Annotated in this window: 27 protein-coding genes; 13 read left to right on the top strand and 14 right to left on the bottom strand. The window is 68.0% G+C overall.

The features are described 5' to 3' along the window. The first annotated feature begins 27 nt into the window (after positions 1–27). A complete protein-coding gene (locus QM806_RS17305; RefSeq protein WP_005566406.1) occupies positions 28–1,680 on the top strand; it encodes a (2,3-dihydroxybenzoyl)adenylate synthase in 1,653 nt (550 codons plus the stop codon). A 10-nt stretch (positions 1,681–1,690) separates the two neighbouring features. On the opposite strand, the gene QM806_RS17300 is transcribed toward QM806_RS17305, so the two are convergent. The 3 genes from QM806_RS17300 to QM806_RS17290 are packed head-to-tail and all read right to left on the bottom strand — an operon-like array spanning position 1,691 to position 3,790. Then, the gene (locus QM806_RS17300) at positions 1,691–2,509 is read right to left on the bottom strand and encodes an ABC transporter permease (protein ID WP_169693815.1); all 819 of its coding nucleotides are present in this window, start codon (positions 2,507–2,509) and stop codon (positions 1,691–1,693) included. Then, positions 2,469–3,314, bottom strand: a complete 846-nt coding sequence (locus QM806_RS17295; protein ID WP_054245749.1) for an ABC transporter ATP-binding protein — start codon at positions 3,312–3,314, stop codon at positions 2,469–2,471. Before QM806_RS17295 ends, QM806_RS17300 begins: the two co-directional genes overlap by 41 nt. Next, complete coding sequence (locus QM806_RS17290) at positions 3,311–3,790, bottom strand: MarR family winged helix-turn-helix transcriptional regulator (protein ID WP_005254880.1); 480 nt, start codon at positions 3,788–3,790, stop codon at positions 3,311–3,313. The genes QM806_RS17295 and QM806_RS17290 overlap by 4 nt, the downstream gene beginning before the upstream one ends. A gap of 98 nt (positions 3,791–3,888) precedes the next feature. On the opposite strand from QM806_RS17290, the gene QM806_RS17285 reads away from it, so the two are divergent. Next, positions 3,889–4,653: an NRDE family protein gene (locus QM806_RS17285; protein ID WP_005566401.1), complete on the top strand. Its 765-nt coding sequence runs from the start codon at positions 3,889–3,891 to the stop codon at positions 4,651–4,653. A gap of 33 nt (positions 4,654–4,686) precedes the next feature. Here the strand turns inward: QM806_RS17285 and QM806_RS17280 are convergent, their stop codons facing one another. The 3 genes from QM806_RS17280 to QM806_RS17270 form a co-directional block, all read right to left on the bottom strand. After that, positions 4,687–5,100 carry an HIT family protein gene (locus QM806_RS17280; protein ID WP_005566400.1) on the bottom strand — a complete coding sequence of 138 codons (414 nt, stop codon included), beginning with the start codon at positions 5,098–5,100 and terminating at the stop codon, positions 4,687–4,689. Between the two features lie 75 nt (positions 5,101–5,175). Beyond that, positions 5,176–6,597 (bottom strand): adenylosuccinate lyase, encoded by a 1,422-nt coding sequence (gene purB / locus QM806_RS17275; protein WP_005254886.1) that lies wholly within the window; start codon positions 6,595–6,597, stop codon positions 5,176–5,178. A 22-nt stretch (positions 6,598–6,619) separates the two neighbouring features. Then, positions 6,620–7,249 carry a TetR/AcrR family transcriptional regulator gene (locus tag QM806_RS17270; RefSeq protein WP_005254889.1) on the bottom strand — a complete coding sequence of 210 codons (630 nt, stop codon included), beginning with the start codon at positions 7,247–7,249 and terminating at the stop codon, positions 6,620–6,622. A 167-nt stretch (positions 7,250–7,416) separates the two neighbouring features. Between QM806_RS17270 and QM806_RS17265 the strand changes: the two genes are divergently transcribed. Beyond that, positions 7,417–8,259 carry an alpha/beta fold hydrolase gene (locus QM806_RS17265; RefSeq protein WP_283292145.1) on the top strand — a complete coding sequence of 281 codons (843 nt, stop codon included), beginning with the start codon at positions 7,417–7,419 and terminating at the stop codon, positions 8,257–8,259. Beyond that, positions 8,207–8,674, top strand: a complete 468-nt coding sequence (locus tag QM806_RS17260; RefSeq protein ID WP_166680665.1) for an alpha/beta hydrolase — start codon at positions 8,207–8,209, stop codon at positions 8,672–8,674. Before QM806_RS17265 ends, QM806_RS17260 begins: the two co-directional genes overlap by 53 nt. Here QM806_RS17260 and QM806_RS17255 read toward each other — a convergent pair. The 6 genes from QM806_RS17255 to QM806_RS17230 all read right to left on the bottom strand — a co-directional run bounded on the left by QM806_RS17255 (position 8,661) and on the right by QM806_RS17230 (position 12,966). After that, a complete protein-coding gene (locus QM806_RS17255) occupies positions 8,661–9,239 on the bottom strand; it encodes a DUF998 domain-containing protein (protein ID WP_349307601.1) in 579 nt (192 codons plus the stop codon). The genes QM806_RS17260 and QM806_RS17255 overlap by 14 nt on opposite strands. Before the next feature lie 48 nt (positions 9,240–9,287). Then, positions 9,288–9,884 carry a PepSY domain-containing protein gene (locus tag QM806_RS17250; protein WP_120659695.1) on the bottom strand — a complete coding sequence of 199 codons (597 nt, stop codon included), beginning with the start codon at positions 9,882–9,884 and terminating at the stop codon, positions 9,288–9,290. A 107-nt stretch (positions 9,885–9,991) separates the two neighbouring features. Then, positions 9,992–10,405, bottom strand: coding sequence for a DUF1707 SHOCT-like domain-containing protein (locus QM806_RS17245; protein ID WP_005254895.1), 414 nt, complete (start codon positions 10,403–10,405; stop codon positions 9,992–9,994). A gap of 56 nt (positions 10,406–10,461) precedes the next feature. Next, positions 10,462–10,749, bottom strand: coding sequence for a PLDc N-terminal domain-containing protein (locus tag QM806_RS17240; protein ID WP_005254896.1), 288 nt, complete (start codon positions 10,747–10,749; stop codon positions 10,462–10,464). 100 nt (positions 10,750–10,849) lie between these two features. Further along, positions 10,850–12,016 carry a pyridoxal phosphate-dependent aminotransferase gene (locus tag QM806_RS17235; RefSeq protein ID WP_054245752.1) on the bottom strand — a complete coding sequence of 389 codons (1,167 nt, stop codon included), beginning with the start codon at positions 12,014–12,016 and terminating at the stop codon, positions 10,850–10,852. Positions 12,017–12,039: 23 nt separating this feature from the next. Further along, positions 12,040–12,966 (bottom strand): LysR family transcriptional regulator, encoded by a 927-nt coding sequence (locus QM806_RS17230; protein WP_375154210.1) that lies wholly within the window; start codon positions 12,964–12,966, stop codon positions 12,040–12,042. A 113-nt stretch (positions 12,967–13,079) separates the two neighbouring features. Here QM806_RS17230 and QM806_RS17225 point away from each other — a divergent pair, with 113 nt between their 5' ends. Both QM806_RS17225 and QM806_RS17220 read left to right on the top strand, forming a co-directional pair. After that, positions 13,080–14,468: an MFS transporter gene (locus QM806_RS17225; protein ID WP_005566390.1), complete on the top strand. Its 1,389-nt coding sequence runs from the start codon at positions 13,080–13,082 to the stop codon at positions 14,466–14,468. Continuing rightward, positions 14,465–15,217 carry a 3-hydroxybutyrate dehydrogenase gene (locus QM806_RS17220; protein WP_005254902.1) on the top strand — a complete coding sequence of 251 codons (753 nt, stop codon included), beginning with the start codon at positions 14,465–14,467 and terminating at the stop codon, positions 15,215–15,217. Before QM806_RS17225 ends, QM806_RS17220 begins: the two co-directional genes overlap by 4 nt. 81 nt (positions 15,218–15,298) lie before the next feature. Here the strand turns inward: QM806_RS17220 and purD are convergent, their stop codons facing one another. After that, positions 15,299–16,552, bottom strand: a complete 1,254-nt coding sequence (gene purD, locus QM806_RS17215; protein ID WP_005566389.1) for a phosphoribosylamine--glycine ligase — start codon at positions 16,550–16,552, stop codon at positions 15,299–15,301. A gap of 138 nt (positions 16,553–16,690) precedes the next feature. Here purD and QM806_RS17210 point away from each other — a divergent pair, with 138 nt between their 5' ends. Together QM806_RS17210 and QM806_RS17205 are read left to right on the top strand one after the other, a co-directional pair. Then, positions 16,691–17,653, top strand: coding sequence for a serine hydrolase (locus QM806_RS17210; protein WP_182623639.1), 963 nt, complete (start codon positions 16,691–16,693; stop codon positions 17,651–17,653). Further along, positions 17,650–18,123 carry an ArsR/SmtB family transcription factor gene (locus QM806_RS17205; RefSeq protein WP_054245755.1) on the top strand — a complete coding sequence of 158 codons (474 nt, stop codon included), beginning with the start codon at positions 17,650–17,652 and terminating at the stop codon, positions 18,121–18,123. The genes QM806_RS17210 and QM806_RS17205 overlap by 4 nt, the downstream gene beginning before the upstream one ends. Positions 18,124–18,130: 7 nt before the next feature. Here the strand turns inward: QM806_RS17205 and QM806_RS17200 are convergent, their stop codons facing one another. Further along, complete coding sequence (locus QM806_RS17200; protein WP_283292130.1) at positions 18,131–20,065, bottom strand: oxidoreductase; 1,935 nt, start codon at positions 20,063–20,065, stop codon at positions 18,131–18,133. A 109-nt stretch (positions 20,066–20,174) separates the two neighbouring features. On the opposite strand from QM806_RS17200, the gene QM806_RS17195 reads away from it, so the two are divergent. The 5 genes from QM806_RS17195 (at position 20,175) to QM806_RS17175 (ending at position 25,688) form a co-directional block, all read left to right on the top strand. Then, a complete protein-coding gene (locus QM806_RS17195; RefSeq protein WP_065489232.1) occupies positions 20,175–20,870 on the top strand; it encodes an alpha/beta fold hydrolase in 696 nt (231 codons plus the stop codon). A gap of 79 nt (positions 20,871–20,949) precedes the next feature. Then, the gene (locus QM806_RS17190) at positions 20,950–21,987 is read left to right on the top strand and encodes an extracellular solute-binding protein (RefSeq protein WP_043793469.1); all 1,038 of its coding nucleotides are present in this window, start codon (positions 20,950–20,952) and stop codon (positions 21,985–21,987) included. Continuing rightward, entirely contained in the window at positions 21,984–22,763 is a 780-nt protein-coding gene (locus QM806_RS17185; protein ID WP_005254916.1) for an SDR family NAD(P)-dependent oxidoreductase, read from the top strand. The genes QM806_RS17190 and QM806_RS17185 overlap by 4 nt, the downstream gene beginning before the upstream one ends. Positions 22,764–22,824: 61 nt before the next feature. After that, positions 22,825–23,988 (top strand): ABC transporter ATP-binding protein, encoded by a 1,164-nt coding sequence (locus QM806_RS17180; RefSeq protein WP_005562142.1) that lies wholly within the window; start codon positions 22,825–22,827, stop codon positions 23,986–23,988. Next, a complete protein-coding gene (locus QM806_RS17175; RefSeq protein ID WP_037203392.1) occupies positions 23,988–25,688 on the top strand; it encodes an ABC transporter permease in 1,701 nt (566 codons plus the stop codon). Before QM806_RS17180 ends, QM806_RS17175 begins: the two co-directional genes overlap by 1 nt. The last annotated feature ends 17 nt before the right edge of the window (positions 25,689–25,705 follow it).

The following is a 25,705-nucleotide window of genomic DNA, read 5'->3' as shown; positions in this document are numbered from 1 at the left end:
ACAGCCGTGCCCGTGAAAGGACTTTCGATGACCACGAGCGTTCGCGCTCCCCTGGAGACCACCGTCGGCTACCCCGCCGACCTCGCCGCACGCTACCGTGACGCCGGGTACTGGACGGACGAGACGTTCCAGCAGTTCCTGGGCGCCCGCGCCGAGCAATTCGGGGACGCGATCGCCGTGACCGGACCGGACGCGTCCGGGGCGGACCGTGCCGTCACCTACCGGGAACTGTCCGACCGCGCCGACCGGCTCGCCGCCGGGCTGCAGTCGTCGGGGGTGCAGCCCGGCGACCGGGTCGTGGTGCAGTTGCCGAACATCGTCGAGTACGTCGAGGTGATCTTCGCGGTCTTCCGGCTCGGTGCACTGCCGGTGTTCGCGCTGCCCGCGCACCGCGTCCAGGAGATCTCCTACTTCTGCAGCTTCACCGACGCCGCGGCCTACGTCGTCACCGATACGCACGCCGGATTCGACTACCGCACACTTGCCCGCGACGTGGTGGCCTCGGCCGAGAATCCGCCCAGGATCATCGTGGCCGGGGACGCGGAGGAGTTCACGTCACTCGACGAACTGCGGGCGGCGGAACCGATCTCGGGCGGGCCGGCGGTGGGTCCGGAATCCGTGGCGTTCCTGCAGCTCTCGGGCGGGACCACCGGGGTGTCGAAGCTGATCCCGCGCACCCACACCGACTACCTGTACTCGGTGCGCGAGTCGGACCGCATCTGCGGCGTCGACGAGAGCACCCGCATGCTCGTCGTTCTGCCTGCGGCGCACAACTTTCCGATGAGCTCACCGGGCATCCTCGGCGTGCTGCACGCCGGTGGTCGCGTGGTGCTCGCACCGGATCCGAGCCCCGACACCGCGTTCGCGCTCATCGAGAAGGAGGGCGTCACGATTGCGTCTCTGGTGCCGCCGCTCGCGTTGGCCTGGCTGGCCGCCAGTGGTCGCACCGAACGGGACCTCTCGAGCCTCGAGGTGCTGCAGGTGGGCGGTGCCAAGTTCAGCGCCGAGGCCGCGAAGCGGGTGCGTCACGAACTCGGGTGCACGCTGCAGCAGGTCTTCGGGATGGCGGAGGGACTCGTCAACTACACGCGGCTCGACGACCCGGAAGACACGATCGTCACCACCCAGGGCAGACCGATCAGCCCCGACGACGAGGTCCGGGTCGTCGACGACCGGGGCGAACCCGTCCCGAACGGCACGTCCGGTCATCTGCTCACCCGCGGTCCGTACACCATTCGTGGGTATTACCGGGCTCCCGAACACAATTCGACGGCCTTCACCGAGGACGGCTTCTACCGCACCGGCGACATCGTCCGGCTCACGGACGACGGCTACCTCGTCGTCGAGGGCCGCGCGAAGGATCAGATCAACCGCGGCGGCGAGAAGGTGGCCGCGGAAGAGGTCGAGAACCATCTGCTCGCACACCCCGCCGTCGCCGACGTCGCGGTGGTGTCGATGCCCGACCCGTATCTCGGCGAACGGAGTTGCGCGTTCGTCGTGGTGCAAGGTGGGCAGCCGAAGGCCGTCGAACTCAAGAAGTTCGTCCGCGACCGCGGACTCGCCGACTACAAGGTGCCGGACAAGGTGGTGTTCGTCGACGAGTTCCCGGTCACCGGGGTCGGCAAGATCAGCAAGTCCGATCTGCGGCGGGCACTGGAGAAGACGTTCGTGGCCTCGTGACCCGACCCGGCTATCGGGACAGTCGCCCCAACAGCGCGGACGCGACGGCGATCCCGAGCACCGCGGCTGCCACGAGCACCCCGAAGTCCAGCCAGTAGTTCGTGGGCTGGCCGATCAGCAGCCCCCTGAGTGCGGACACCTCGTAACTCAGGGGGTTCACGCGGCTGATCGCCTGGACCCACCCCGGCATGAGTTCCACCGGGTACAGCGCGTTCGACGTGAAGAACAGCGGCATCGTGATCGCCTGGCCGATCCCCATCAGCCGGTCACGTTTGAGCACCACCCCGGCGATGGCCACCGACAGGCACGAGAAGAACGCCGCGCCCAGCACCACGACCGCGACGACACCCAGAAGACGCACCGGATTCCACGTCATCCCGACCCCGAGCAGCGCAGCCACGACCACGACGACCACAGCCTGGGCGACCGCGCGGACGCCGGCCGCGAACGCCTTGCCCGTCACGAGAGCCGCCCGCGGCGTGGGTGTCACGAGCAGCTTGGTCAAGACCCCTGCGTCGCGTTCCCAGATGATCTGGATGCCGTAGAAGATCGCGACGAAGAGCGCCGACTGGGCGATGATGCCCGGTGCCAGGTAGTCCAGGTAGGGGACGTCGCCGGTCGGGATCGCGCGGATGCGGCTGAACGTCTCCCCGAAGATGACCAGCCACAGGATCGGCTGGATCGCCCGGGTCACCAACTCGGTGCGGTCGTGGCGGAGTTTCTGCAGCTCGACCAGACAGAACGTGACGATCCGCGACAACAACCGGAGCACACCCCGGGTCGGCGGTTCAGCCCAGACGGCGGGCAGTGCGGCGGGCGCTACGGACATCCCGGAGCCCTCCCTTCTCGTCGGCGGTGAGACTGTCACCGGTGAAGTGGCGGAAGACGTCGTCGAGCGTCGCGTCGGGCCCCAGTTCGGCGACGAGCCCCGACGGGGAACCGACCGCCCGCAGTTCGCCGCGGTGCATCAACGCGACCCGATCACACAGTGCCTCGGCCTCTTCCATGTAGTGGGTGGTGAGCAGGACCGTGATCCCGTACTGCTTCTGCATCTCGGTGACGCGGGTCCACACCGAATCCCGCGCCACCGGATCCAGCCCGACCGTCGGTTCGTCGAGCACCAGCAACGACGGCCGGTTGACCAACGCCTGCGCGAGTTCGAGGCGCCGGACCATGCCGCCCGAGAAACTCGACGCCACCCGGTCGGCGACGTCGGCGAGATCGACCATCTCCAGCACCTCGTCCACCCGGCGCCGCCGTTCGGACCGGGGTACGTCGTAGAGGCGGGCGAACCAGGACACGTTCTCACGGGCGGTGAGCCCGCCTTCGATCGACAACTGTTGCGGCACATACCCGAGCAGCCGTCGAACGGCCATCGCCTGGGTGCGCACGTCGTACCCGAAGATGCTCACGTCGCCGTCCTGCAGCGGAAGAAGCGTGTTGAGCAGTCGGATCGTGGTGGTCTTCCCCGCCCCGTTGGGGCCGAGAAGGCCGAAGCACTCCCCCGCCTCGATCACGAGGCTCAGGTCCTTCACCGCGGTGTAGTCCCCGAACGAGTAGGTCACGTGCGACAGTGCCAGCGCCTCGTGGGCCGGCCGCTGTCGTGCGGCGGTCTGCGCCCTGCGAAACATCATCTGACGACCTCCTGATCGCTCGGCCCGGCCTGATCCGGGTGAAGCGCTCCGGCGAGGCGGGTGATGGCGGGTATGGCGGATTCGATGGCCTGCCTGTCCTCGGCACTCAGTCCGTCGAATGCGGCGGCGACCTCGATGTTGCGGCGGTCGCGCCAACGCTCGACCTGCGATCGTGCCTCGTCGGTGAGCGCCAAGCGGGCGACGCGACGGTCGGACTCGTCCCGCACCCGTTCGACCAGCCCGGCGTCGGTGAGTTGCCGCACGAGGGTGGAGACGGTGTTCGCCGCGAGGCCCAGGGCCGCCGCGGCTTCCGCCACGGACGTGCCGGGCCTGCGGCGGAGCAGCCGCACCAACTCCACCTGCGACCCCGTCAACGGTGTCTCCGGCCACGGCCGCCCGACCCGACGGCGCGTGTGCCGGCGCAGCAATCCGATTGCGGCGAAGAGCTGTTCGGCAGGCGCCTCGTTCTGTGCCATGGATTCAATATAGCTCTGTTTCAGAGGTATTTCGAGGGCAGCTACGCTCGGGCATGCACACCGAGTTCGGATGATCGAGGTGACGAGGAGACGTCTGCATGTGCCTGGTCCTGTTCGCCTGGCATACCCGCCCCGACCTCCCCCTCGTCGTCGCGGCCAACCGCGACGAGTTCTACGCCCGCCCCACCGAACCGCTGAGCAGGTGGGACGACGGGTTCGTCGCGGGCCGCGATCTACTCGCCGGCGGCACCTGGATGGGAATCGCCGACTCCCTGCGATTTGCGGCCGTCACCAACGTCCGCAACGGCGCACCCTCGACCGGGGCACGGTCGCGTGGGGCCCTGCCCGTCGACTACCTCCGCGGTCGGCTGTCCCCCGCCGACTACGCCGCGCAGGTGGCCGCGACGGGCGCCGAGTACGGCAGCTTCAACCTGCTCGTCGGCGACCCCGCGGAACTGTGGTGGGCCACCAACCGGCCCCACGGTCGGCGGCAGCGAGTGGAACCCGGCGTTCACGGCCTGTCCAACGCCGAACTCGACACGCCCTGGCCGAAGGTGACCGGCGGCAAGCAGGCGTTCGCCGCTGCACTCGCCGCCGACGACGGCAACCTCGATGCGGATCCGGGGGCATACTTCGACGTGCTCGCCGACAGCGACCCCGCATCGTGGGAGGCGCTGCCCGACACGGGCATCGAACCCGAACTCGAACGCGCCCTGTCGTCCCGGTTCATTCACTACGGCGACTACGGGACGCGGGCGTCGACACTGCTGCGGGTCCGGCCGGACGGCACCTTCGACATCACCGAACGACGGTTCGACGAGAACGGCCGCACCGGCGAGGTCCACTACCCCGCACGTGAGTGACAAAGTGTGCTCCCGCACGCTTTGCCACTCACGTCAGGTGAGGGAGGAACGGATGACGCCCGCCGTCTGATCGAGCGCGATCCGGCTCGGCGACTTCGGCATTCCGCGCAGCCCGAACCCGTCACCGGCCGTGCGGGGAACGACGTGCAGGTGGACGTGGAAGACCTCCTGGCCGGCGGCGATCCCGTCGGCCAGGAACAGGTTGACGCCCTGAGCCCGCATCGGCCCGTGGCGCAGCGCGGTCGCGATGCGCTGCCCCACCGCGAACACCGCCGCTCCGTCACCCGGGTCGAGGTCGGCGAGCCCGGTCGCGTGCCGCTTCGGGACCACCAGCAGGTGTCCGGAGGTCCACGGCCGGATGTCCATGAACGCCATCACGTCGTCGTCCTCGTGCACGACGCTGGCGTCGGATCGGCCCGACACGATCTCGCAGAAAATGCAGTTCACGGGTTAGGCACCTCCGGTGCTTGTGCGCCTTTTCGGTAGCCCCCGCTACCAAAAAGGCGCACGGGCGCTACGCGCTTACAGGATCGGGGACGGCTGGTAGGCGGCTGCCTCGGGGTTGGCATCGACGAGCTTCTGCACCTGCGCGACGACCGTGGCGACCTGGGACTCGGCGGCACCGATGAACGCCTTCTTGTCGGCGAGGGCCTCGTCGAGGGCGGCCCGGTCGAGGGGCAGGCGGTCGTCGGCGGCCAGTCGGTCGAGGAGGTCGGGTTCCTTGCCTTCTTCGCGCATCGCCAGCGCGACAGCGACGGCGTGTTCCTTGATGACCTCGTGCGCCGTCTCCCGGCCCACACCGGCCCGCACCAGGGCCATCAGGACCTTGGTCGTGGCGAGGAACGGCAGGTACCGGGTGAGTTCCTTCTCGATGACGGCGGGGTAGGCGCCGAATTCGGCGAGCACCGTCAGGAACGTCTCGATCAGTCCGTCGATCGCGAAGAACGCGTCCGGCAGTGCGACGCGGCGCACCACCGAGCAGAACACGTCGCCCTCGTTCCACTGCGCGCCCGCGAGCTCGGCGGCCATGGACGCGTACCCGCGCAGCACGACCTGCAGTCCGTTGACGCGCTCGCAGGAACGGGTGTTCATCTTGTGCGGCATCGCGGACGACCCGACCTGGCCGGGCTGGAAGCCCTCGGTGACCAGTTCGTGGCCGGCCATCAGGCGGATGGTGTGCGCGAACGACGACGGCCCGGCCGCCACCTGAACCAGCGCGGACAGCACGTCGTGGTCCAGCGACCGCGGGTACACCTGACCGACGCTCGTGAACACGTGGGAGAAGCCGAGGTGCTCGGCGACCTTCTGCTCGAGCGCCTCCAGCTTGGACGCGTCGCCGTCGAGGAGGTCGAGCATGTCCTGCGCTGTGCCCATGGGGCCCTTGATGCCACGCAGCGGGTAGCGGTCGATCAGCTCGCGCAGCCGGGTGAGCGCGACGAGCAGTTCGTCGGCCGCCGACGCGAACCGCTTGCCCAGTGTGGTGGCCTGCGCCGCGACGTTGTGCGACCGGCCGGCCATGACGAGGCTGCCGTACTCGGCGGCCCGCTCGGCCAGCCGGGCGGCGACCGCGACACCGTGCGCGTGCACGTGCTCGAGCGACCGCAGGATCTGCAGCTGCTCGACGTTCTCGGTGAGGTCGCGGCTGGTCAGACCCTTGTGAACCTGCTCGTGCCCGGCGAGGGCGTTGAACTCCTCGATGCGGGCCTTCACGTCGTGGCGCGTGACGCGCTCACGGTCGGCGATGGAGTCGAGGTCCACCTGCTCGAGCACCCGCTCGTAGTCGGCGAGCGCCTCGGCCGGCACGTCGATCCCGAGTTCCGCCTGGGCACGCAGCACGGCGAGCCACAGCTGACGCTCGAGGACGATCTTGTGCTCGGGCGACCACAACTCGACGAGTTCGGGGCTGGCGTAACGGTTGGCAAGGACGTTCGGGATGCGGCTCACGAGTCCTCAGTTTACGGCGGTGCTACAGCTCGACGTGGTCCGGCCGGTCCAGGGCGGGCGCGACGACGTCGACGACGTCGAGCAGCATGGCCCGGGCGAGGGCCCGCAGGTCGGGGTCGTGTTCGCCGAGCGCGGTCACCAGGGCTCCGTCGACGACGGCGACGAGCCGCCGGAGTTGCTCCTGCCGGACGTCGCGGTCGGAGCGTCGCAGGGCCTCGGTGAGTACGTCGTCGAGTTGTGCGCGCAACCGCAACTGGACCTCACGCAGTTCGGGGCGACGCGCGCAGGCCGTGAACCGCTCGTACCGGGAGATCAGCCTCTCGCGGCAGTCCTCACTGATCAGAGCCGGTCCGACGAGTAGGTCGAGGAGGAGGTCGACGGTGGATTCGCGACCGCGGCGCCGGTGCGTGACGTCGTCGACGCGGCCGCGCATGACCGCGAGATCACGGTTGCCGTTGCATTCGACGGCCTTCGCGATCAGGTCGTCCAGCGACTCGAAATAGTAGGTGGTCGACGCGAGAGGAAGGTCGGCCCGGGTGGCCACCGAGCGGTGCCGGACCGCGTCGAATCCGCCCTCGAGCAACAGATCGGCGGCAGCCTCGACCAGCGCCTGTCGGCGCCGTTCGCCCTTCGGAGTTGCCGCAGATGACACCAATTCATCCTGCCAGCCGCGGGTGCCGCACCAGGGCAAATTGGACGACAGACCGCGAAGTATGTGGGCTGCGGAGGCCACCCGCGGGGCGTCGGGACCATGCGGGTGTCCGTGCGGATGCTGGCCCTGGGATGTGCGGTGACCGCGCCGATGGGCCTGGTGTCGGCGTGCGGATCCCGGGGTGGCTCCGCACCGGATCCGGACCCTCGTCCGCGGCCACGTACACCGCCGCGGCGTGCCCGTCCCCGAACGTCCCCGGGGTGCCGCAACTCGATCTCGGACCCGGCTTCAGCTGCGGCACCCTGACCGTGCCGGAGGACCGATCGCGTCCGGACGGACGACGGATCGACCTGGCCGTGACGCGACTGGCTGCCACGTCTCCGACCCCGCGACCCGACCCGCTCGACGTCCAGGCCACCCGATCGTGCCGCGACCGGACGGCCGGTGGCGGCTACGACCTGGGCGCGTACGACACCACCGCGAACGCCGCCGACGTCGCGGATCTGCGGGTGGCGCTCGGCCTCGACGAGTGGAACATCTACGGCGTCTCGTACGGCACCCACCTCGCGCTGACACTGCTCCGCGACCACCCGGACGGCATCCGCAGCGTCGTGCTGGACTCGGTCGTACCGACGCAGAGCAACATCATCGAGGGCTTCTGGCCGGGCGCCGCCGAGGGATACCGCGCACTGTTCAACGCGTGCGCCGCTCAGCCGGCATGCGCCGCCGCCTACCCCGGGCTGCAGGACGAATTCACCGGGACCGTGAACCGGCTGGCCGCCTCGCCGCTGACCGTCGGCCTGTCCGGCAGGCGCGTCGTCCTCGACGGGTACACGTTCACGAATCTGGTGATCCAGCAGAGTCTGGCGCCGGGGAACTACGCAGGGCTTCCCGCGCTCATCCACTCGACCGCCACCGGCGACGGCGTCCCGGCCGCCACCCGCGCTGCTCGGCACGGTGACACCGCCGGGCCTCATCGGCTACGGGCTGACGTTCGGGGTGGGCGGTGAGCGGACGGCGTTCACCGACCGTGAGCGGGTTGCCGCCACCGCGAAGCGGGTGCTCCCGGACTTCCCGGACCCCGTGCTGTCGCTGGTGCCGCAGGCGGCCCGGATCTTCGACGACTGCGACGTCTGGGACGTGCCCGCGTCCGACGCCCGCGTGCACGAGCCCACGGCGAGCGACGTGCCGGCCCTGCTCCTCACCGGTTCACTCGACGCCGTCACCCCGCCGTCGCAGGCGCGGACCGCGGCCGAAACCCTGTCGCGGTCCGAGGTCCTCGAGTTCCCCGGGCTCGGTCACGACGTACTGCAGTCCTCGGATTGTGCCCCGGCCGTCACGGTCGGCTTCCTCGAGAACCCAGCCGGCGGCTACCACACGAGTTGCCTCGCGCGGGTGCAGATGCCGGTCTTCACGACCGGATGAGCACCGGGGGTCGGCCGGCGAGGCGACGGAGCCGCAGGGCGATCGTCACCAGCGCGGGGAACGTCACGGCGAGAAGGGTGAACCGCTGGAGAAGCCCGGCGACATCGTGCAGTGGGGCATCCTCCGGCATCGCGAACCGGCCCAGCATCACGAAGCACCCCAGTCCGACCACCCCGACGACCCCGACGTACCGCGCCAGGCCGCGCCACCGCGGATCGGCGGCGAACCGGCGCGACAGCATCACCAGGGCGAGGGCACTACAGGAGAAGAACGTGATCCCCGAGATCACATGGTGGCCAGGGTCGTAGGGCTCCCCGGCCGGATCCTCACGCAACGGGAACACGGCGGCGAGGATCAGCCCCACCGCTGCCACGCCGAGCAGGGCCGGCCCCGCCCAGCCGAAGCGTGTCGCCGCGATGCCGCGGTGCAGTCCGGCCGCGAAGATCAGCAGTAGCGCGGCGAAGGCCAGGAAATTCAGCTGCTGGATCCACCCGCTCGGGTCCGCCTCGAGTGGTGACCATGCCATCGACGCTAGAGCGACGCCACCGCCCAGGCATCGGAAAATTCACCCATCTCGCCCCGGGCGGAACATGGGTCGTTCTACCCACTGCGGTCAGTTGTCGGGAACGACGGCTCCTGTCGACGCGTCGACGTTCACGTCGTAATCCCAGCCCTTGGCGTCGCGGATATGGATGTGCCACACCGTCTTACCGTCCCGTTGTTGCTCCTCGGCGTTCGCGACCGTTCCGCCCGGGACTGTCGCGACAGCGATCTGCTCAGCCTGCTGCTGGGTCACCGCTCCGCCGGCGGGAGGAGCGGGTGCGGGTGCAGCTGTGGTCTCCCCGTCCCTGCTCTCGGGGACCACCGCGCCGGTCGCCGCATCGACGTCGACGTCGTAGTCGTAGCCCCGTGTGTCGCGGATGTGGACATGCCACATCGTCTTTCCATCCCGTTGCTGTTCCTCGGAGTTCGAGACGGTGCCGCCCGGGACTGCCCCGACAGCGATCTGCTCCGCCTGCTGCTTGGTGACCGCCGACGCCACCGCCGTGCCCGTGGTTGTCGGCGCCGCCGTCGTGGCCGTGGCCGACGCCGTGGCACTGGCAGATGTCGACGAGGTGTCACTGCTGTCGGAACCGCATCCACCCAGCACCAGCGCGGACGCCGCGACAACCGGGATCAGGCTCGCACATCGCACAATTCTGGTGGTCATCGTGGCTCCTCGATCGCTCGACGGCGTGGACCTGCCTGTCAGAGTACGGGAGCGACAACCGACCTCGCGGTAGTTTTCCGCAGTTCTCGCCGGTCCGAGTCAGCGCGTCACCACGCTCGGCACGACCGCCTGCCGAAGCCCCGACGGGCCAGCACGAGCCAGACTATGGGCAGGAAGACGAGTGGAGGGACGCGCACCAGGGCGACCCACAGGATCGCGGCGAGCACGGCCACCACGAACACCAGCGTCCGCAGCGCCGCGGCCTCCCGTCCCGGATCGCGGCGCACGCGATCGGGTTCGGGCGCGAAGCGCTGTTCGTCCGGGAGGTCCGCGAAGAGCGGCGTGAGGTCGGCGGCGGTCTTGGCGAGGTACGCCTGGCGCACCCTCGCGTCGAACTCGTCGGTCTCGAGCCGTCCGGCTGCGAAATGTTCGGCGAGTGCCGCCGCGGCTTGCTCCCGTTCCACGGTCCCGATGCGGACTCCGCCGGGAACGGGTGGCTGTGGATGACTGATGTCGCTCATGTCGTCGCCTCAGGGCCGGTGTGTAACAGTGTAATCCTAGCCACAGTGTAGGCCTTCTACTCCTGGTCGTGCCCGTGGAAACCTTCCCGGCGCTGCTCCTCCGCCCGTTCCCGGCACCGCCGCACGAACTCGGCTTCCTCCGGGTCGGCGGGCAGCCGATCGCCCGGGTCCTTCGGCGGCCGTCCGACGACGAGCCACAACACCGAGCCGACGAGCGGAAGCAGCAGCACGATCACCAGCCAGCCCTCCTTCGAGAGGTTCCGGAACTGGTCGTCGTCGGTGGTGATGGCGTCGGCGAAGCACAGGACCCACAACACGAATGCGAACAACGCGATGTACAGCATCGCCGTTCTCCTTGCCTGGCACACCGAACACGCAGTGCGCCCAAGTCCATCGAACAACTGCTGCGGCGCCGCCGCAAGAGCTGTCGTCGGGAAACTCCGCCTACAGCCAGCGACCCAGTCGCACCAGCGATTCCCGGACCTCGGCGGTGGATCCGGCGAACGACAGCCGGACCGTCCGGTCGCCGTGGACGGTGTCGAAATCGATGCCCGGGGCCAGCGCCAGACCGGTGTCCTGCAGCAGTCGCGAGCACCATTCCGTCGACGTGCCGCCGTGGGATCCGCCGAGCAGGTGCCCGATGTCGGCGTACACGTAGAACGCGCCGTCGGCGGGCGCCAGGTCGGTGATGCCCAGTTCCGGAAGCCCGGTGAGCAGCAGCTCCCGGTTGACGGCGTAGCGCTGGACGTGGCCGTCGAGCTCGGCCCTCGATTCCTCGGTGAACGCGGCGATCGCCGCGTACTGGGAGATGGCCGGCGGGCACACCGTCATGTTCGAGGCCAGGCGCTGCAGCGGCCGGCGCAGCCCCTCGGGGACCAGCATCCAGCCCAGCCGCCAGCCCGTCATCGAGAAGTACTTGGACACCGATCCGACGACGACGGATTCACGCGACGTCTCCCACGAGCTCGTCATCGCCTGCTCGCCGTATCCGATGCCGTGGTAGATCTCGTCGGAGATCAGCAGCGTCCCGTGGTCGTCGCACCAGCGGGCGAGGGCGGCCAGTTCGCCGGGGTCGATGACGGTGCCGGTGGGGTTGGCGGGGCTGGCGACGATCAGTCCGGCAGGCGGCTCGGGCAGGGCGTCGAGCATCGCGACCGTCGGCTGGAACCGGGTGTCCGCTCCGCAGTCGATCTCGATGACGTTGCAGCCGAGCGCGGCGAGCGTGTTCCGGTAGGCCGGGTAGCCGGGGCGGGCCACCACGACGGTGTCGCCGACGTCGAACGCGGCGAGGAACAGCAGCGTGAACGCACCCGAGGATCCGGTGGTCACGACGACGTCCTCGGCGTCGACGTCGATACCGGATTTTGAGGAGTGGTATCCGGCGATCGCCTCCCGCAGCGGCAGGATCCCGAACGTCTCCGTGTAGCCGAGCAGGTGTCCGTCGAGCACTTCCCGCGTCGCGCGGAGAACCGGCTGCGGAGCGGGAGTGGACGGCTGCCCCGCTGCGAGCGTCAGCACGTCACCGTGGGTGCGCTGACGTTCGGTGGCGGCCTTCCACACGTCCATCACGTGGAAGGTCTGGATGTTGGACCGCTGGGATTCTGGACGCACCCCTTGACGCTAGCGTGACGCGCTCACTGCCCCGCCAACGCGTCCCGCTGCCACTCCACCGTCTCCCTGATCGCCCCCACCACCGCCGCGACCTCCGGTCGGCGCAACGACTCGGGTCTTGCCACGAGCCAGTACGCCAGCGTGGCCTCGACCTGCCCGGGCAGCACCCGGACGAGGTCGTCGTGGCGGTCGGCCATGAAGCACGGAAGCAACCCGATACCTGCCGACGCCCGGGTGGCCTCGACGTGCACGAACACGTTGGTCGACGTCACCGATTCGCGCATCGAGACGGTGAGGCGGCGTGCGAGGTCGAGTTCGTCGACCTGCAGCATCGAGTCGATGAAGTAGACGAGTGAATGATCGGCCAGATCACCCACCTGCCTCGGGGTGCCGTGTGTGGACAGATACGACTTCGCGCCGTACAGGCCGAGGGTGTAGTCGGCCAGCCACAGCGCCTCCGCCCGGTGCACCTGCGGCTTGCCCACGACGATCTCGATGTCGAGCCCTGAGCGATGCTGTGAGGCCCGGCGGGTGATCGCGACGATCTCCACGGACACCTCGGGGTGCCTGCTGCGGATCAGCGCGCCGGCGGGTGCCGCGATGTAGGCGCTGAACCCGTCGGTCGCCGATACCCGGACCACGCCCTTCAGGTGGTCGGCGCGGCCGGGTTCGGCGACGAGTCCGTGGACGGCGGCCTCCACGCGTTCGGCCGCGGTCAGCGCCTGCCGCCCGAGGTCGGTGAGTTCCCACCCGCCGGCGGCCTTCACGAGGACCCGGCCGCCGAGGCTTTTCTCCAGACTCGCGATCCGCCGCGAGATGGTCGTGTGGTTGACGCCCAGGTCGTCGGCGGCGGTGTTGAAGCGGCCGGTCCGCCCCACTGCCAGCAGTACGAGCAGGTCGTCGGCGCTGGGCATGGCTGTTCCGGAGGTCACTTCTGCATATTTGCACATGCCGACTGCAGGTTGCGTCATTGTGTGCGCACAAATATGCATCAATACTCGGCAGGACCAACGAACTGTGTCCCCAGTCACAGCGGGGTACGGAGTGTAACGAGGAGCGACAGATGAGCGTCGACGAAACAGCGCACGCGAAAGAAGCCCCGCCGTCCGGGCTGAAGAAGGTGGTCGGCGCGTCCATGGCCGGCACCGTCGTCGAATGGTACGAGTTCTTCCTCTACGGGACCGCGGCGACGCTCGTGTTCAGTAAGGTCTTCTTCGCGGCCGGCGGCAACGAACTCGACGCGATCATCGCGGCGTTCGTCACCTACGCCGTCGGCTTCGTCGCCCGGCCTCTCGGCGGCATCGTCTTCGGTCACTTCGGCGACAAGTTCGGGCGCAAGCAACTGCTCCAGTTCAGCCTCCTCCTCGTCGGCGCGGCCACGTTCCTGATGGGCTGCCTGCCCACGTACGGCCAGATCGGGTACTGGGCCCCGGCCCTGCTCGTCACCCTCCGCTTCATCCAGGGATTCGCCGTCGGCGGCGAGTGGGGTGGCGCGGTGCTGCTGGTGGCCGAGCACAGCCCGAACAAGTCCCGCGGCTTCTGGTCGTCGTGGCCGCAGGCCGGCGTTCCTGCGGGCAACCTCGTCGCGACCGTCGTCCTGCTGATCCTGACGACGACTCTGTCCGATGCGGCGTTCCTCAGCTGGGGCTGGCGCGTGGCGTTCTGGCTGTCGGCCGTGATCGTCCTCGTCGGCTACTACATCCGCACGAAGGTCACGGACGCCCCGATCTTCATCCAGGCGCAGAAGGAAGCGGAGCACATCAAGGAGACGTCCTTCAGCGTCTTCGAGGTCCTCAAGCGCTACCCCCGCGGCGTGCTGACTGCGATGGGCCTGCGTTTCGGTGAGAACGTCATGTACTACCTGGTGGTCACGTTCTCGATCACCTACCTCAAGGTGGTCGTCCACACCGACACCGCGCAGATCCTCTGGTGGATGCTGATCGCGCATGCCGTGCACTTCGCGGTGATCCCGCTCGTCGGGCGGCTCTCCGACACCATCGGCCGGCGCCCCGTCTACATGATCGGCGCCCTGACCGCGGGCACGTGGGGCTTCTTCGCCTTCCCGATGATGAACAGCGGGCACAACGCCGTCATCCTCGGAGCGATCATCATCGGCCTGGTGTTCCACGCCTTCATGTACGCCGGCCAGCCGGCGATCATGGCCGAAATGTTCCCGACCCGCATGCGGTACTCGGGTGTCTCCCTCGGCTACCAGGTGACGTCGATCGTGGCCGGTTCGCTGGCGCCGATCATCGCGGCCAGCCTGCTCAGCAAGTACGACTCGTCCGTTCCGATCGCGATCTACCTGGCGATCGCGTGCCTGATCACCGTCGTCGCCGTCATCGTCGCTCGGGAGACCAAGGGCATCTCGCTCGAATCGATCGACGCGGCGGACGCCCAGATCCTGGCCGACGAGAAGGCTGCCGGCGCGAAGGACGGGGTCCCCGCATGACCGAGCAGAACCTGACCGGACGCACCGCGCTCGTCACCGGCGGCGCCAGCGGGATCGGCGCGGCCTGCGCCCGGACGCTCGCCGCACGCGGAGCCCACGTCACGGTCGCCGACCTCGACGACGTGGCCGCCAAGAGCCTCGCCGACGAAATCGACGGAACCGCGTGGCACGTCGACCTCCTCGACACCGATCCGCTCACCGAGCTGCGGCTGGAGACCGACATCCTCGTCAACAACGCCGGTATCCAGACCATCAGCCCCATCGAGGAATTCCGCCCCGAGGACTTCCGGCGCATCCAGACGCTGATGGTCGAGGCACCGTTCCTGCTGATCCGTGCCGCCTTGCCGCACATGTACTCCACGGGATTCGGGCGCATCGTCAACGTCTCGTCCGTGCACGGGCTCCGCGCATCAGCGTTCAAGTCCGCGTACGTCACCGCCAAGCACGGACTCGAGGGACTGTCGAAGGTGACGGCGCTCGAGGGCGGCCCGCACGGCGTGACCAGCAACTGCGTCAATCCCGGCTACGTGCTGACACCGTTGGTGCAGAAGCAGATCGCGGATCAGGCACAGGTGCACGGCATCAGCGAGGCCGACGTGATCGAGAAGGTGATGCTCACCGAGAGCGCGATCAAGCGACTGGTGGAACCGTCGGAGGTGGCGTCCCTCGTCGCGTGGCTCGCGTCCGCCGACGCAGGCATGGTCACCGGCGCCTCCTACACGATGGACGGAGGATGGACCGCCCGGTGACGTGACGAAAAAGGCGTGCACCCCCGGATGTTCCGGGGGTGCACGCCTGTCGGTCGTTTGCGCCGCTGGAGCGCTTCGACCTCAGGGAAGGGCGATGCGTCCCTCGACAGCGGCCAGTCCGATGTCCTTGCGGAAGTGGCTTCCCGGCAGCTTGATCGCGGAGATCTTGGAGTACGCATCCGCGCGCGCAGCGTCGAGGTCGGCTCCGACTCCGACCACGCTGAGCACGCGCCCGCCGGCGGAGACCACCTGATCATCGACGAGCTTGGTGCCTGCGTGCAGGACGCCGTCACCGTCGGCGCCGGTGATCACGTCGCCGGTGCGCGGGGTGGCCGGGTAGTGCTCGGCCGCGACCACGACGGTCACCGCCGAGCCGTCCTGCCATTCGAGCGGCGCGACCTGATCGAGCGTTCCGGTGGCGGCCGCGTTCAGCAGTTCGCCGAGCGGGCTCTTCAGCAGGGCGAGGACCGCCTGCGTCTCGGGGTCGCCGAAGCGGCAGTTGAACTCGACCACGGCGGGGCCGTCCTTGCCGATCGCCAGCCCGGCGTACAGCAGGCCGCTGAACGCGCTGCCCCGGGCGACGAGCTCGGCCGCGACCGGCTTCACGACGTCGTCGACGATCTGGGTCACGGTCTGCTCGGGCAGCCACGGCAGCGGCGTGTACGCGCCCATGCCGCCGGTGTTGGGTCCGGTGTCGCCGTCGCCGACGCGCTTGTGGTCCTGGGCCGGCAGCAGCGGCACGACGGTCTCGCCGTCGACGACGCAGAACAGCGACACCTCGGGACCGTCGAGGAAGGACTCGAGGAGAACGGGGTGACCGTTCTCGAGCAGTTCGGCAGCGTGATCGCGGGCCGCGTCCCGATCCGTGGTGACCACGACGCCCTTGCCTGCCGCGAGGCCGTCGTCCTTGACCACCCAGTTGGGCCCGAAGCGGTCGAGCGCCTCGTCCAGCTTGGCGGGCGAGTCGACGATCTCGCTGTGCGCGGTCTTCACACCGGCGGCGGCCATGACGTCCTTGGCGAACGCCTTGGAACCCTCGATGCGCGCGGCGTCGGCCGACGGTCCGAAGCAGGCGATGCCCGCCGCGCGGACGGCGTCCGCGACACCCAGCACCAGCGGGACCTCGGGGCCGACCACGACGAGGTCGGCGTCGAGCTTCTTCGCGAGGGCCGCCACCGCCTCCCCGGACGCGATATCGACGGGATGCTGCTCGGCGATCTTGCCGATTCCGGCGTTGCCGGGCGCGCACATCAGGGCACTGACCCCTGGATCGCGAGCAAGAGCGAGAAGGAGGGCATGTTCACGGGCTCCGGAGCCGATAACGAGTACGCGCACGGGTGTCAGCCTACGGGCCGCGCCGGACGGGACGTTCGGAGCGTGCGGTCTCGACACTCCCGCCGGTACGGGTTACCGTACTTCTAGAATTCCGCAATTCCGGATTATCGAATTTCCACAGGTGAGGGGATCTTCTCGATGAGCAGGAAGCTGGGCACGGTCGCAGCAGCAGTCGCGGTCGCGGTGAGCCTGGGCGCGTGCAGCACCGACGGCACCGCCACCTCCTCGGACGAGCAGGCAGCGCCGCCGGCCGTATGCGCACCGCTGCCACCCGCCGACATCACGACCGCCGCCGGATGGGTCGGGTACGTCGGCTCCCACCCCGACGACATCGCCTTCGTCGTCGACGACGGTCGCGGCCGCACGGTCGAGCACCGCACCGGCGACACCGTTCCGCTGGCGTCCGCGATCAAGGTGGTGCACCTGGCCGCCTACGCCCGGGCCGTCGCGTCGGGTGAACTCGACCCGGCCGAGCCGGTGCCGCTGTCCGAGTGGGAACGCTGGTACCTCCCGAACACCGACGGCGGCGCCCACCCGAAGGCCCTGCAGCGGCTCGGCGTCACCGAACCCGGCGCCACGGTCCCGCTCGAGCAGATGGTGATCGCGATGATCCAGGAGAGCGACAACGCCGTCCCCGATTACCTGCGCGACCGACTCGGCGACGCCGCCCTCGCCGACGCCGCCGCGCAGGGCGGCTGGGACGACCTGGAGGTGCCGACCCTGCTGGGCTCGACCATCGCCCTCCTCGATCCGGCGATGTCGCGGGATGCCCGGTGGGACGCCGCCCAGCGCTACGCACACGACGACGCCTACCGCGAACAGGTCGTGCGGATGTCGCCCGGCGACGACTTCCCGGCGGTCACGGCCCGGGTCCAGGAGTCCGGGGTGATGGGTTCGGCCGCGGGCCTCGCCTCGTTGCACCGCGCGATCGCGACCGGCGACTTCGGTCCCGGCTCCGATGTCGCGCGCCGAACACTCGAATGGCAGCCCGCCCCGCCCGGGCTGGACGGGCTGGGTTTCAAGGGCGGCAACCTCCCCGGCGTGGTCACCGAGGCGATGACCGATCCCGACACGACGTCGCAGCTAAGTTGTGCCGTGTGAACGACGAGTACGACACCCGGCTCGCCGACCTCGAGGCCCGCGTCCACGCCCTCGAATCGGCCCGGCCCGCCGAAACCCCGACAGCCGACGTCGGCGAGAGCATCGGGCAGATCGGATATCAGGGCACCGTCGACCTGGGCGGCGAGATCCAGTGGACGATCCGCTACGACGCCGGCGCAACCCTCGACCTGTCCCCCACGGCCGTATCGAATGTCCTCGCCGCCCTGGGACATCCGACCCGCCTCGAGATCGTCCGCACACTGCTGCGCGGTCCCGCCGGCGCGGGCGAACTGCAGACCGCGGTCGGGCTGTCCTCGCCCGGTCAGCTCTACCACCACCTGCGCGCCCTCGGCGGGGCGCGCATCGTCGAGCAGGAGTCGAGGAACCACTACCGCATCGCGGCGGCAAAGGTGGTGCCGTTGCTGGTCATCACCCTCGCCGCCGCGGATGTCGGCGAACACCCCCTGTGAGTACTTGTTAACCGCCCGCGGTTAACAAGTACTCACAGGCGACAGCACGGCCTTCAGAGATGGCGTGTGCGACTTTGCGCGGTACGAGAGCGTCGCCGATGACGTGCACGCGTGCGCCTTCCGGTGCGAGTTGCGACCAGTCGCGCGGGCGCCGCTCACCGGCCACGACCACCCGGTCGACGTCGAGGCGCGTCCTTTCCCCCGACAGCGTGTTCTCGAACTCGACCGACCCGTCGGAGACCGCGACGAGCGACGACAGCACGCGCACGTCGACCGGTTCGCCCGACAGCCGACGCAGGTACTGCACGCGGCCCTCCGCGGGAAGACCCGACGCGAAGGCCGCGGCGGGCGTCAGAACCGTGACGCGGTCGGCACCCGCGGCAAGCGCCGCTTCGACCGCGCTCGCTGTTGGCCATAGCCCAAATCCGTCGTCTACCACCAGAACGTGGCCCGCGCCGCGAAGGGCTCCTCCCCCACCGAGCAGCGCCTGAGAGGTGAGCACGGACGACGTTCCCGCCAATTCCTGGGGAAGTTCTTCCACGGCACCGACGGCCAGGACTATGTCGTCGAAGTCCTCCAGGTCGTTGGCGTTCACAGTGTGCGCCAGACGGATTGCCACCTTCGGCATGTTGTCGGCGTAGTAGTCGAGGAGGCGACGCCAGCCGCTGCGATGCGGCGCGTCGGCCGCTGTCGCAAGCTGGCCTCCGATTCGCTCTCGTTGTTCGAAGAGTGTGACGTCGTGATCGGGTCCGAGCCGCATCGCGCACTCGAGCCCGGCGGGGCCTGCACCGACGACGGCGATCCGTCTCCGCACTCTCGACCCGCGCGTGGGCCCCAGCGTCAGCGGGTACGCGGGACGTGCGGAATGACCCGGCGGTGCGAGGTCGGGATTGACCGAGCACAGTAGGACGGGGTCGAATGCCCGGCAATCCTCGTTGCAGGACACGCACGGGCGGATCGACGCCTCGCGGCCGGTCAGTATCTTCCGCGGGAAGTTCGGGTCGGCGATCAGCGGTCGTGCCACACCGACGAGGTCGGCTCCCGATTGCAGTGCAGTCTCGATGGACGCACCGGTCCGGAACGACTGTGACACGAGCAGCGGGGTCACTGCGGCGGCGCGTAATCGCCCGACCGAATCGAGCAGCGGCGGGTCGGTTACGGCCATGTCCCGGACGTAGGTGGTGCGGACGCCGACCGTGACGTTGACGTAGTCGAAATCGGAGAGGTGCGGTAGTACGTCGCAGAGACCGTCCATACTCAGGCCTGCCTCGTCGCCGCCGTCGGAAGAGACGCGGACTCCGAGTACGACCCCGGGGCAGGCGTCGCGGACCGCTGAGGCGATGCGGTCGAGGATCCGCACACGCTGAGCACCCGTCGCAGCGTCTCGACCGAGGTTCGTGTTCGGCGAGAGGAATTGCGCAAGTAGATATCCGTGGGCTGCATGCAGTTCGACGACCGGGAAGCCGGCCGACCACGCGTGGACCGCGGATGTGCGGAATGCGTCGACGACCGCGTCGACGTCGGCGCCCGAGAGGGCGCGCGGTCGCGTCGGTTCGCGGGGCGAGCGGACAGCGGACGGCCCGACGGGGTGACTCCACATCTCGGCGCCCAGAGTTTCGCGTCCGAGGTGCACCAGCTGGCAGGCCGCGATGGCTCCTTCCTCGGTGATTGCCCGCGCCCGAGCCTCCAGGCCCGCGAGGACTTCGGGACGCCAGGCCTCGGTGATGTTGCCGTTGCGATTGGTCGAACCGGGCGACACCACCGTGCCGCCGACGATGAGCATTGCGGCACCGCCGGCCGCGCAGCGTCGCCAGTAGTCGTCGTCGCCGCGTGAGGGGAGGCCGCCGGCGACGGCACCCGACGCGTGCGGCGTACCGACGAGCCGGTTTGCCAACCGAAGCGAACCGAGCTGCAGCGGCCGCGCTGCACGTGGATTCGTCACACGGACCTCCTAAGTGAACTGGATTCACTTCACATTATCAGGTGATTGACATCACACGGCGATTTCCCTAGATTCAAACTGATATCAGTTCAATTTAGCGAGGAGCAAAATGTCGTTCGTTCTCGTCCACGGCGCAGGAATGGGCGCCTCCTGCTGGGCGCCCCTCCTCCCCTTGCTCGAAGGTGACACTCTCGCAATCGATCTCCCGGGGCGGGGAGGACGGCGCTCCGTCGACCCGCGGTCCGTCACCCTCGACGACTGCGCCGCCGCCGTCATCGACGACGTGGAGGCGGCGAACCTCGGGGACGTCGTCCTCGTCGCACACTCTTTCGCGGGAGTGACGGCCCCTCGGGTCATGCAGGCACTCGCACACCGACTACGGCACGTCGTCTTCCTGTCCGCCGTCGTCCCGCCCGACGGGACGCGAGTGATCGACCAGATCGACCCGGACGTCCGCGCCGCGGTGGAAGCCTCGATAGAAGATGGTGCGTACCGCCAGGATCCGATGGGCGCCGCCGCGATGCTCTGCAACGACATGGACGCGGAACAGACCGAATGGATGATCGCCCAGTTGGTCGACGATTGCGGCGCGCTACTCACAGAGTCCGTCGACCTGTCCGGTCTCCGCGCCAATATACCCCGTACATACGTACGTTTGTCCAAGGACACCTGCTATCCACCCGAACTCCAGGAAAGATCGGCCGTCCTCGTCGGCGGCGACACCGCATTCCTCGAATCCGGCCACATGGCCATGGTCACGATGCCCGATCGCGTTGCCGCGCTGCTCAACGGTGTCGCGCCGTAGGCCTCATTCGACTCCTCCATCCATCACCGAACACACGGCTTCGCATTCGTCGAACCGATACCGGAAGGGCTTTCATGCCATGAGAAGTATGCCGATAAAGCTGATCGCGGTCGCAGTGGTCGCCGCTTTCGCCTCCGCCGCTTGCGGGTCCGGCGGTTCCGGGTCCACCGGTCCCGTGTCCGGCACGTGGGACGACGTCGTCGCCGCAGCCAAGGCCGAAGGCAGTGTGCTGCTGTACTCGAGCCAGAAGCCCGCCAATCTCGACGCTCTGAAAGTGGCCTTCGAGCAGGAGTATCCCGAGATCTCCCTCGAATACGTCCGGGGAACCGACGCTGACATCAACCCGAAGGTCGAGGTCGAGAATCAGACGAAGCGGGGAACGGCTGATGTGCACATGCTGACCGACGCCGCCTGGATCGAGACTGCCGCCGGGTCGGGCACCTACTCGACCGATCTCGTCGGCCCGGCATTCGATGCGCCGGAGTACGAACCGCAGACGAGCATCATCTCCGACAAGTTCTTCCTGACCAGCGCGGCGGTGTTCGCTCTCGGCTGGAACACGACAGCACTTCCGGGAGGTCTGCAGAAGCCGGCAGACCTCCTCGACCCAGCATTGAAGGGCAAGATCGGAATCGTCAACCCGTCCGGCATCGCCTCGTACGTCGACCTCTACCGATTCTTCGAGAAGAACTTCGGCGCCGATTATCTCCAGAAGCTCGCCGAACTGAAACCGCGGATCTACCCGAGTGCACTGGGCGTGGCTCAGGCCCTGACCTCGGGCGAGATCGTCGCAACCCCTATGGTGCAACCGCTTGTGCGAGAGAAGGAATCGGGAGCACCGGTGGACTGGGCACTGCCCTCGCCCCCGTGGGGAACCCCGTGGTTCACACACGCACTGTCCGCGGCGCCGCACCCGAATGCCGCACAGGTGCTGGCGAACTTCATGGTCACCCCCGCCGGCCAGAAGGCGTTATCACACGGTTACGCGAGCGCACTCCCCGGCATCGAAGGAAGCGTCGCACGGGCCCAGGACATCGCGCTGCCCAACCCGTCCGACCTGACACCCGAATCGCTCACCGAATACCAGTCCGATTGGGAAAAGAGATTCATCCAGTGACTACGACCGACGAGCGACTACGTGACACCTGCGCTCTCGTCACCGGTGCTGCACGAGGGATAGGTGCCGCGACCGCGGAACTCTTCCACGCCCACGGGGCCACGGTCTACCTCGGCGACGTCGACGACGAGCTGGGTGAACGTGTCGCGGCGAAAATCGGTGCGCGAGCGCACTACCGGCACCTCGACGTCACCGACGAATCTCAGTGGACGCGCGTCACCACCGAGATGGCGGATCGCGGGCATCCGATGCGTGTTCTCGTCAACTCCGCAGGCGCCGCATCCAAAGCGTCCATCATGCAGACGTCACTCGCCGACCTACGACGCATGATCGACCTCAATCTGGTGGGGACTTTCCTCGGCTTGCAAGCCGCAGGTGCCGCGATGACCACCGGCGGGTCCGTCGTCAACTTGTCCTCGCTGCGTGGCGTCCTCGCGACGGCCGAGCTCGGTGCATACGGCGCGTCGAAGTTCGGTGTTCGCGCCCTGACCCGCGTTGCGGCGTTGGAGTTCGCGGAATCGAAGATCCGGGTCAACGCGGTGTGCCCGGGCAGCATCGAGACGGCAATCACCGCCGGCGCCGACTTCGCCGACGACGACATGGACGCGTATGTGAAAAGCATTCCGCTGCAGCGCCGAGGCCTACCACTCGAGGTGGCGAAGGCCATCCTGTTCCTCGCGTGCGAGGACAGCAGTTACATTACGGGCTCCGATCTCATGATCGACGGCGGAACCTCCGCGGGCGCCAAGACTCCGAAGCACCCGACGAGACCGTAATATGAACTGAATTCACTTTCTTTTTCCTCGACAAACCACTCGCAACCAAGCAGGTGCCAAGGTGACATCACAATTCAAGGTTTCCAACCTGACCAAGACCTTCGGGTCCAACACCATTGTCGATCAACTCGACCTCGACATCCAGGACGGTGAATTTCTCGTCCTACTCGGCCCCAGCGGTTGCGGGAAGACGACCACCCTACGATGCATCGCCGGTCTCGAGACACCCGAGGGCGGGTCGATCACGTTCAAGGACAACACCGTCTTCGATGCGTCGACCCGCATCAACGTTCCGGCATACAAGCGCAACATCGGCATGGTCTTCCAGTCCTACGCGCTGTGGCCCAACATGACAGTGCGAGAAAACATCCGGTACCCCTTGAAGGTTCGACGGATGAAGAGCGCCATCGCCGCCGGACAGGTCGAGACCGCCGCAGACATGGTCGATTGCGGAGCCCTGCTCGACCGGTATCCGTCCCAGCTCAGCGGTGGACAGCAACAGCGAGTCGCCGTGGCCCGCGGCCTGGTCGCCCGACCCGACCTGGTGCTGTTCGACGAGCCCCTGAGCAATCTCGACGCACGGCTGCGCGATCAGGTGCGGTCCCAGATTCATCAACTACACCAACGACTGGGCTTCACTGCCGTATTCGTCACCCACGATCAGGCCGAGGCGTTTGCGCTCGGTGACCGACTCGCCATCATGAAGGCGGGCAAGATCGAACAGTACGACACCCCGGAGCGGGTCTACCAGACCCCTTCCTCCGACTATGTCGCCGCATTCATCGGGATGGCGAACCGGCTCGAACTCGTCCGCAGGCACGAGGGGTGGACCACGCGAGCGGGGGCTCCCGTCGATCTCGACGCGGCGGGCGTCCAGGGCGACTACATCAGCGGCGATACGGCTGTGGGACGACTCCGGCCCGAAGACCTCGCACTTCATCATTCACTCGACGAGGTCCGTGCGGGTGACGTCGGCTTCGTCGGCGAACTCGTCACCTCCGAGTACGGAGGCCGCTATTTCGACGTGACGGTCGATGCCGGAGGCGAGCAGTTGTTCGTCCGCGCAGACGCGGAACGACACGGACGCTGGTTGCGTGCTGCAACCATCGGATCTCCTCTGGTGGTGAGCTTCTCGCCCACCAAGTTGCGAGTGTTTCCGCTTCCGGACGGTCACGTGGATCTCCAGGTTCCCGTGCTCGCCCAGGCCGCCCGATCGGAGGCGTGATGGCTACGGTTGCGGTGAGTCGCGGCGCACGTCCGTTCGTCGTCAGTACGGTGTGGCGTACCCGACTCGGGTACGGCGCACTGCTGGCGGTTCTGGCGTATCTCGTCGTGCTCCCGCTCTTCCGGTTACAGTCGCTGGCGTTCGAGGACGGCGCACGCGGTTTCGAAGCCCAGTACGGCCGGTACGATATCGGCCAGACCATCCGAACAACGATTGCCCTCGCTCTCTCGTCACTGGCTATCGCAATGGTATTGGGGACGATACTTGCGTTCGCGGCGAGCCGGCTGCCACGTCGGCTGAGCTTTCTCAAAATCGTCCCCATCCTGCCCATCGTGATGCCCGCGGTAGCCAATGTGGTCGGGTGGGCATTCCTTCTCTCGCCCGGACCCGGGTATTTGAACGCACTCCTGCGCAAGCTCCCCTGGTGGAACCACGTGGACTCCGGACCCGTCGACATCTACAGCACACCGTGGATCATCATTCTCACGGGTTTCGGACTCACCTCCTTCGTCTACCTCTTCGTCAGCGCGGGAATGCAGAACATCAGTTCCGAGCACCTCGAGGCAGCACAGATCAGCGGTTCGTCGACACTCGGGGTGTTCTTTCGTGTAGTGCTCCCGCTGCTTCGCCCCTCCCTGGTGTACGGCGGTGGAATCGCGCTGCTTCTCGGATTGGGCCAGTTCACCGGACCACTCCTGCTGGGACAGAACACCGGCGTGAAGGTCCTCACCACCGAAATGTATCGGCGGGTGTCCGAGTCGCCGGCGGACTTCGCCGCCGCAGCCGCGGCGGGTTCTCCGCTCGTCATCTTCGGCGTCGTCGTCGTGCTGGCGCAGAAGATGCTTCTCGGCAATCAGTCACGCTTCGTCACGCACGGCGGAAAAGCGTTCGCACCCGACACCGGACGCTCGGCGTGGGCCGCCGTGTGCATCTCCGCGTATGCGATGCTCGCGCTCGTCGTTCCGCTGATCGGACTCGCCATCGTGGCCGTGTCTCCCTACTGGTCGGAGACACTGTCCTGGAATCTCTTCACACTCGACAACTTCCGGGCGCTGTTCCGGACGGCGAGCATCGTCGACTCCGTGTACACGAGTCTCCTCACCTCCGTGGTGGCGGTCGCCGTCTGCGTGCCGATCGGTTACCTCACCGCCACGCTGCTCGTGCGAGGCCGCAAACACAGAGTGCTGGGAACCATCGGTGACATCATCACTGCTCTACCCCTGGGCATTCCAGCGGTGATCTTCGGCGTCGGGTTCCTGCTCACGTACACCCAGCCTCCGCTGATCCTCTACGGGACCAAGGCTGTCATCATCCTCGTCTACATCGTGCTGATGGTGCCCTTCTCCACCCGGATGCAAATGACGGCGATGCTGTCGCTAGGCGAGACCTATGCCGAGGCGTCGGCAACGAGCGGCGCGAGCCCGTTCGTCACCAATGTGCGGGTGATTCTGCCGCTGATGAGGCCGACCGTGCTCAGTTCCGTCGCCCTGATGTTCATCCTGCTGACCCACGAGTTCGCCGCCTCACTGCTCGTCCGTGCCGCCACGACACAGGTGATGGGGACGCTGCTGTTCGACCTGTGGGAGAACGGCTCCTACCCGCTCGTGGCCGCGATGGCTCTTCTCATGACCGCGGTGACCAGCATCGGTGTAGTGGTCGCGATGCTCGTCGGTGGCCGAAACGTGTTGAGCAACCTCTGATGTCGACCTTCCCTGCC

It is taken from the genome of Rhodococcus sp. IEGM 1351, from assembly GCF_030056875.1.
GTDB classification, from domain to species: Bacteria; Actinomycetota; Actinomycetes; order Mycobacteriales; family Mycobacteriaceae; genus Rhodococcus_F; species Rhodococcus_F opacus.
Note: the sequence above shows the minus strand (reverse complement) of the source record. Positions and strands in the feature narration are given on the sequence as shown.

What these genes read in the sequence shown, in the direction of transcription:
- QM806_RS17305 (WP_005566406.1), top strand. Translation starts at nt 28, where the DNA reads ATGACCACGAGCGTTCGCGCTCCCCTGGAGACCACCGTCGGCTACCCC.
- QM806_RS17300 (WP_169693815.1), bottom strand. Translation starts at nt 2,509, where the DNA reads ATGTCCGTAGCGCCCGCCGCACTGCCCGCCGTCTGGGCTGAACCGCCG.
- QM806_RS17295 (WP_054245749.1), bottom strand. Translation starts at nt 3,314, where the DNA reads ATGATGTTTCGCAGGGCGCAGACCGCCGCACGACAGCGGCCGGCCCAC.
- QM806_RS17290 (WP_005254880.1), bottom strand. Translation starts at nt 3,790, where the DNA reads ATGGCACAGAACGAGGCGCCTGCCGAACAGCTCTTCGCCGCAATCGGA.
- QM806_RS17285 (WP_005566401.1), top strand. Translation starts at nt 3,889, where the DNA reads ATGTGCCTGGTCCTGTTCGCCTGGCATACCCGCCCCGACCTCCCCCTC.
- QM806_RS17250 (WP_120659695.1), bottom strand. Translation starts at nt 9,884, where the DNA reads ATGACCACCAGAATTGTGCGATGTGCGAGCCTGATCCCGGTTGTCGCG.
- QM806_RS17245 (WP_005254895.1), bottom strand. Translation starts at nt 10,405, where the DNA reads ATGAGCGACATCAGTCATCCACAGCCACCCGTTCCCGGCGGAGTCCGC.
- QM806_RS17240 (WP_005254896.1), bottom strand. Translation starts at nt 10,749, where the DNA reads ATGCTGTACATCGCGTTGTTCGCATTCGTGTTGTGGGTCCTGTGCTTC.
- QM806_RS17230 (WP_375154210.1), bottom strand. Translation starts at nt 12,966, where the DNA reads ATGTGCAAATATGCAGAAGTGACCTCCGGAACAGCCATGCCCAGCGCC.
- QM806_RS17225 (WP_005566390.1), top strand. Translation starts at nt 13,080, where the DNA reads ATGAGCGTCGACGAAACAGCGCACGCGAAAGAAGCCCCGCCGTCCGGG.
- QM806_RS17220 (WP_005254902.1), top strand. Translation starts at nt 14,465, where the DNA reads ATGACCGAGCAGAACCTGACCGGACGCACCGCGCTCGTCACCGGCGGC.
- QM806_RS17210 (WP_182623639.1), top strand. Translation starts at nt 16,691, where the DNA reads ATGAGCAGGAAGCTGGGCACGGTCGCAGCAGCAGTCGCGGTCGCGGTG.
- QM806_RS17195 (WP_065489232.1), top strand. Translation starts at nt 20,175, where the DNA reads ATGTCGTTCGTTCTCGTCCACGGCGCAGGAATGGGCGCCTCCTGCTGG.
- QM806_RS17190 (WP_043793469.1), top strand. Translation starts at nt 20,950, where the DNA reads ATGAGAAGTATGCCGATAAAGCTGATCGCGGTCGCAGTGGTCGCCGCT.
- QM806_RS17175 (WP_037203392.1), top strand. Translation starts at nt 23,988, where the DNA reads ATGGCTACGGTTGCGGTGAGTCGCGGCGCACGTCCGTTCGTCGTCAGT.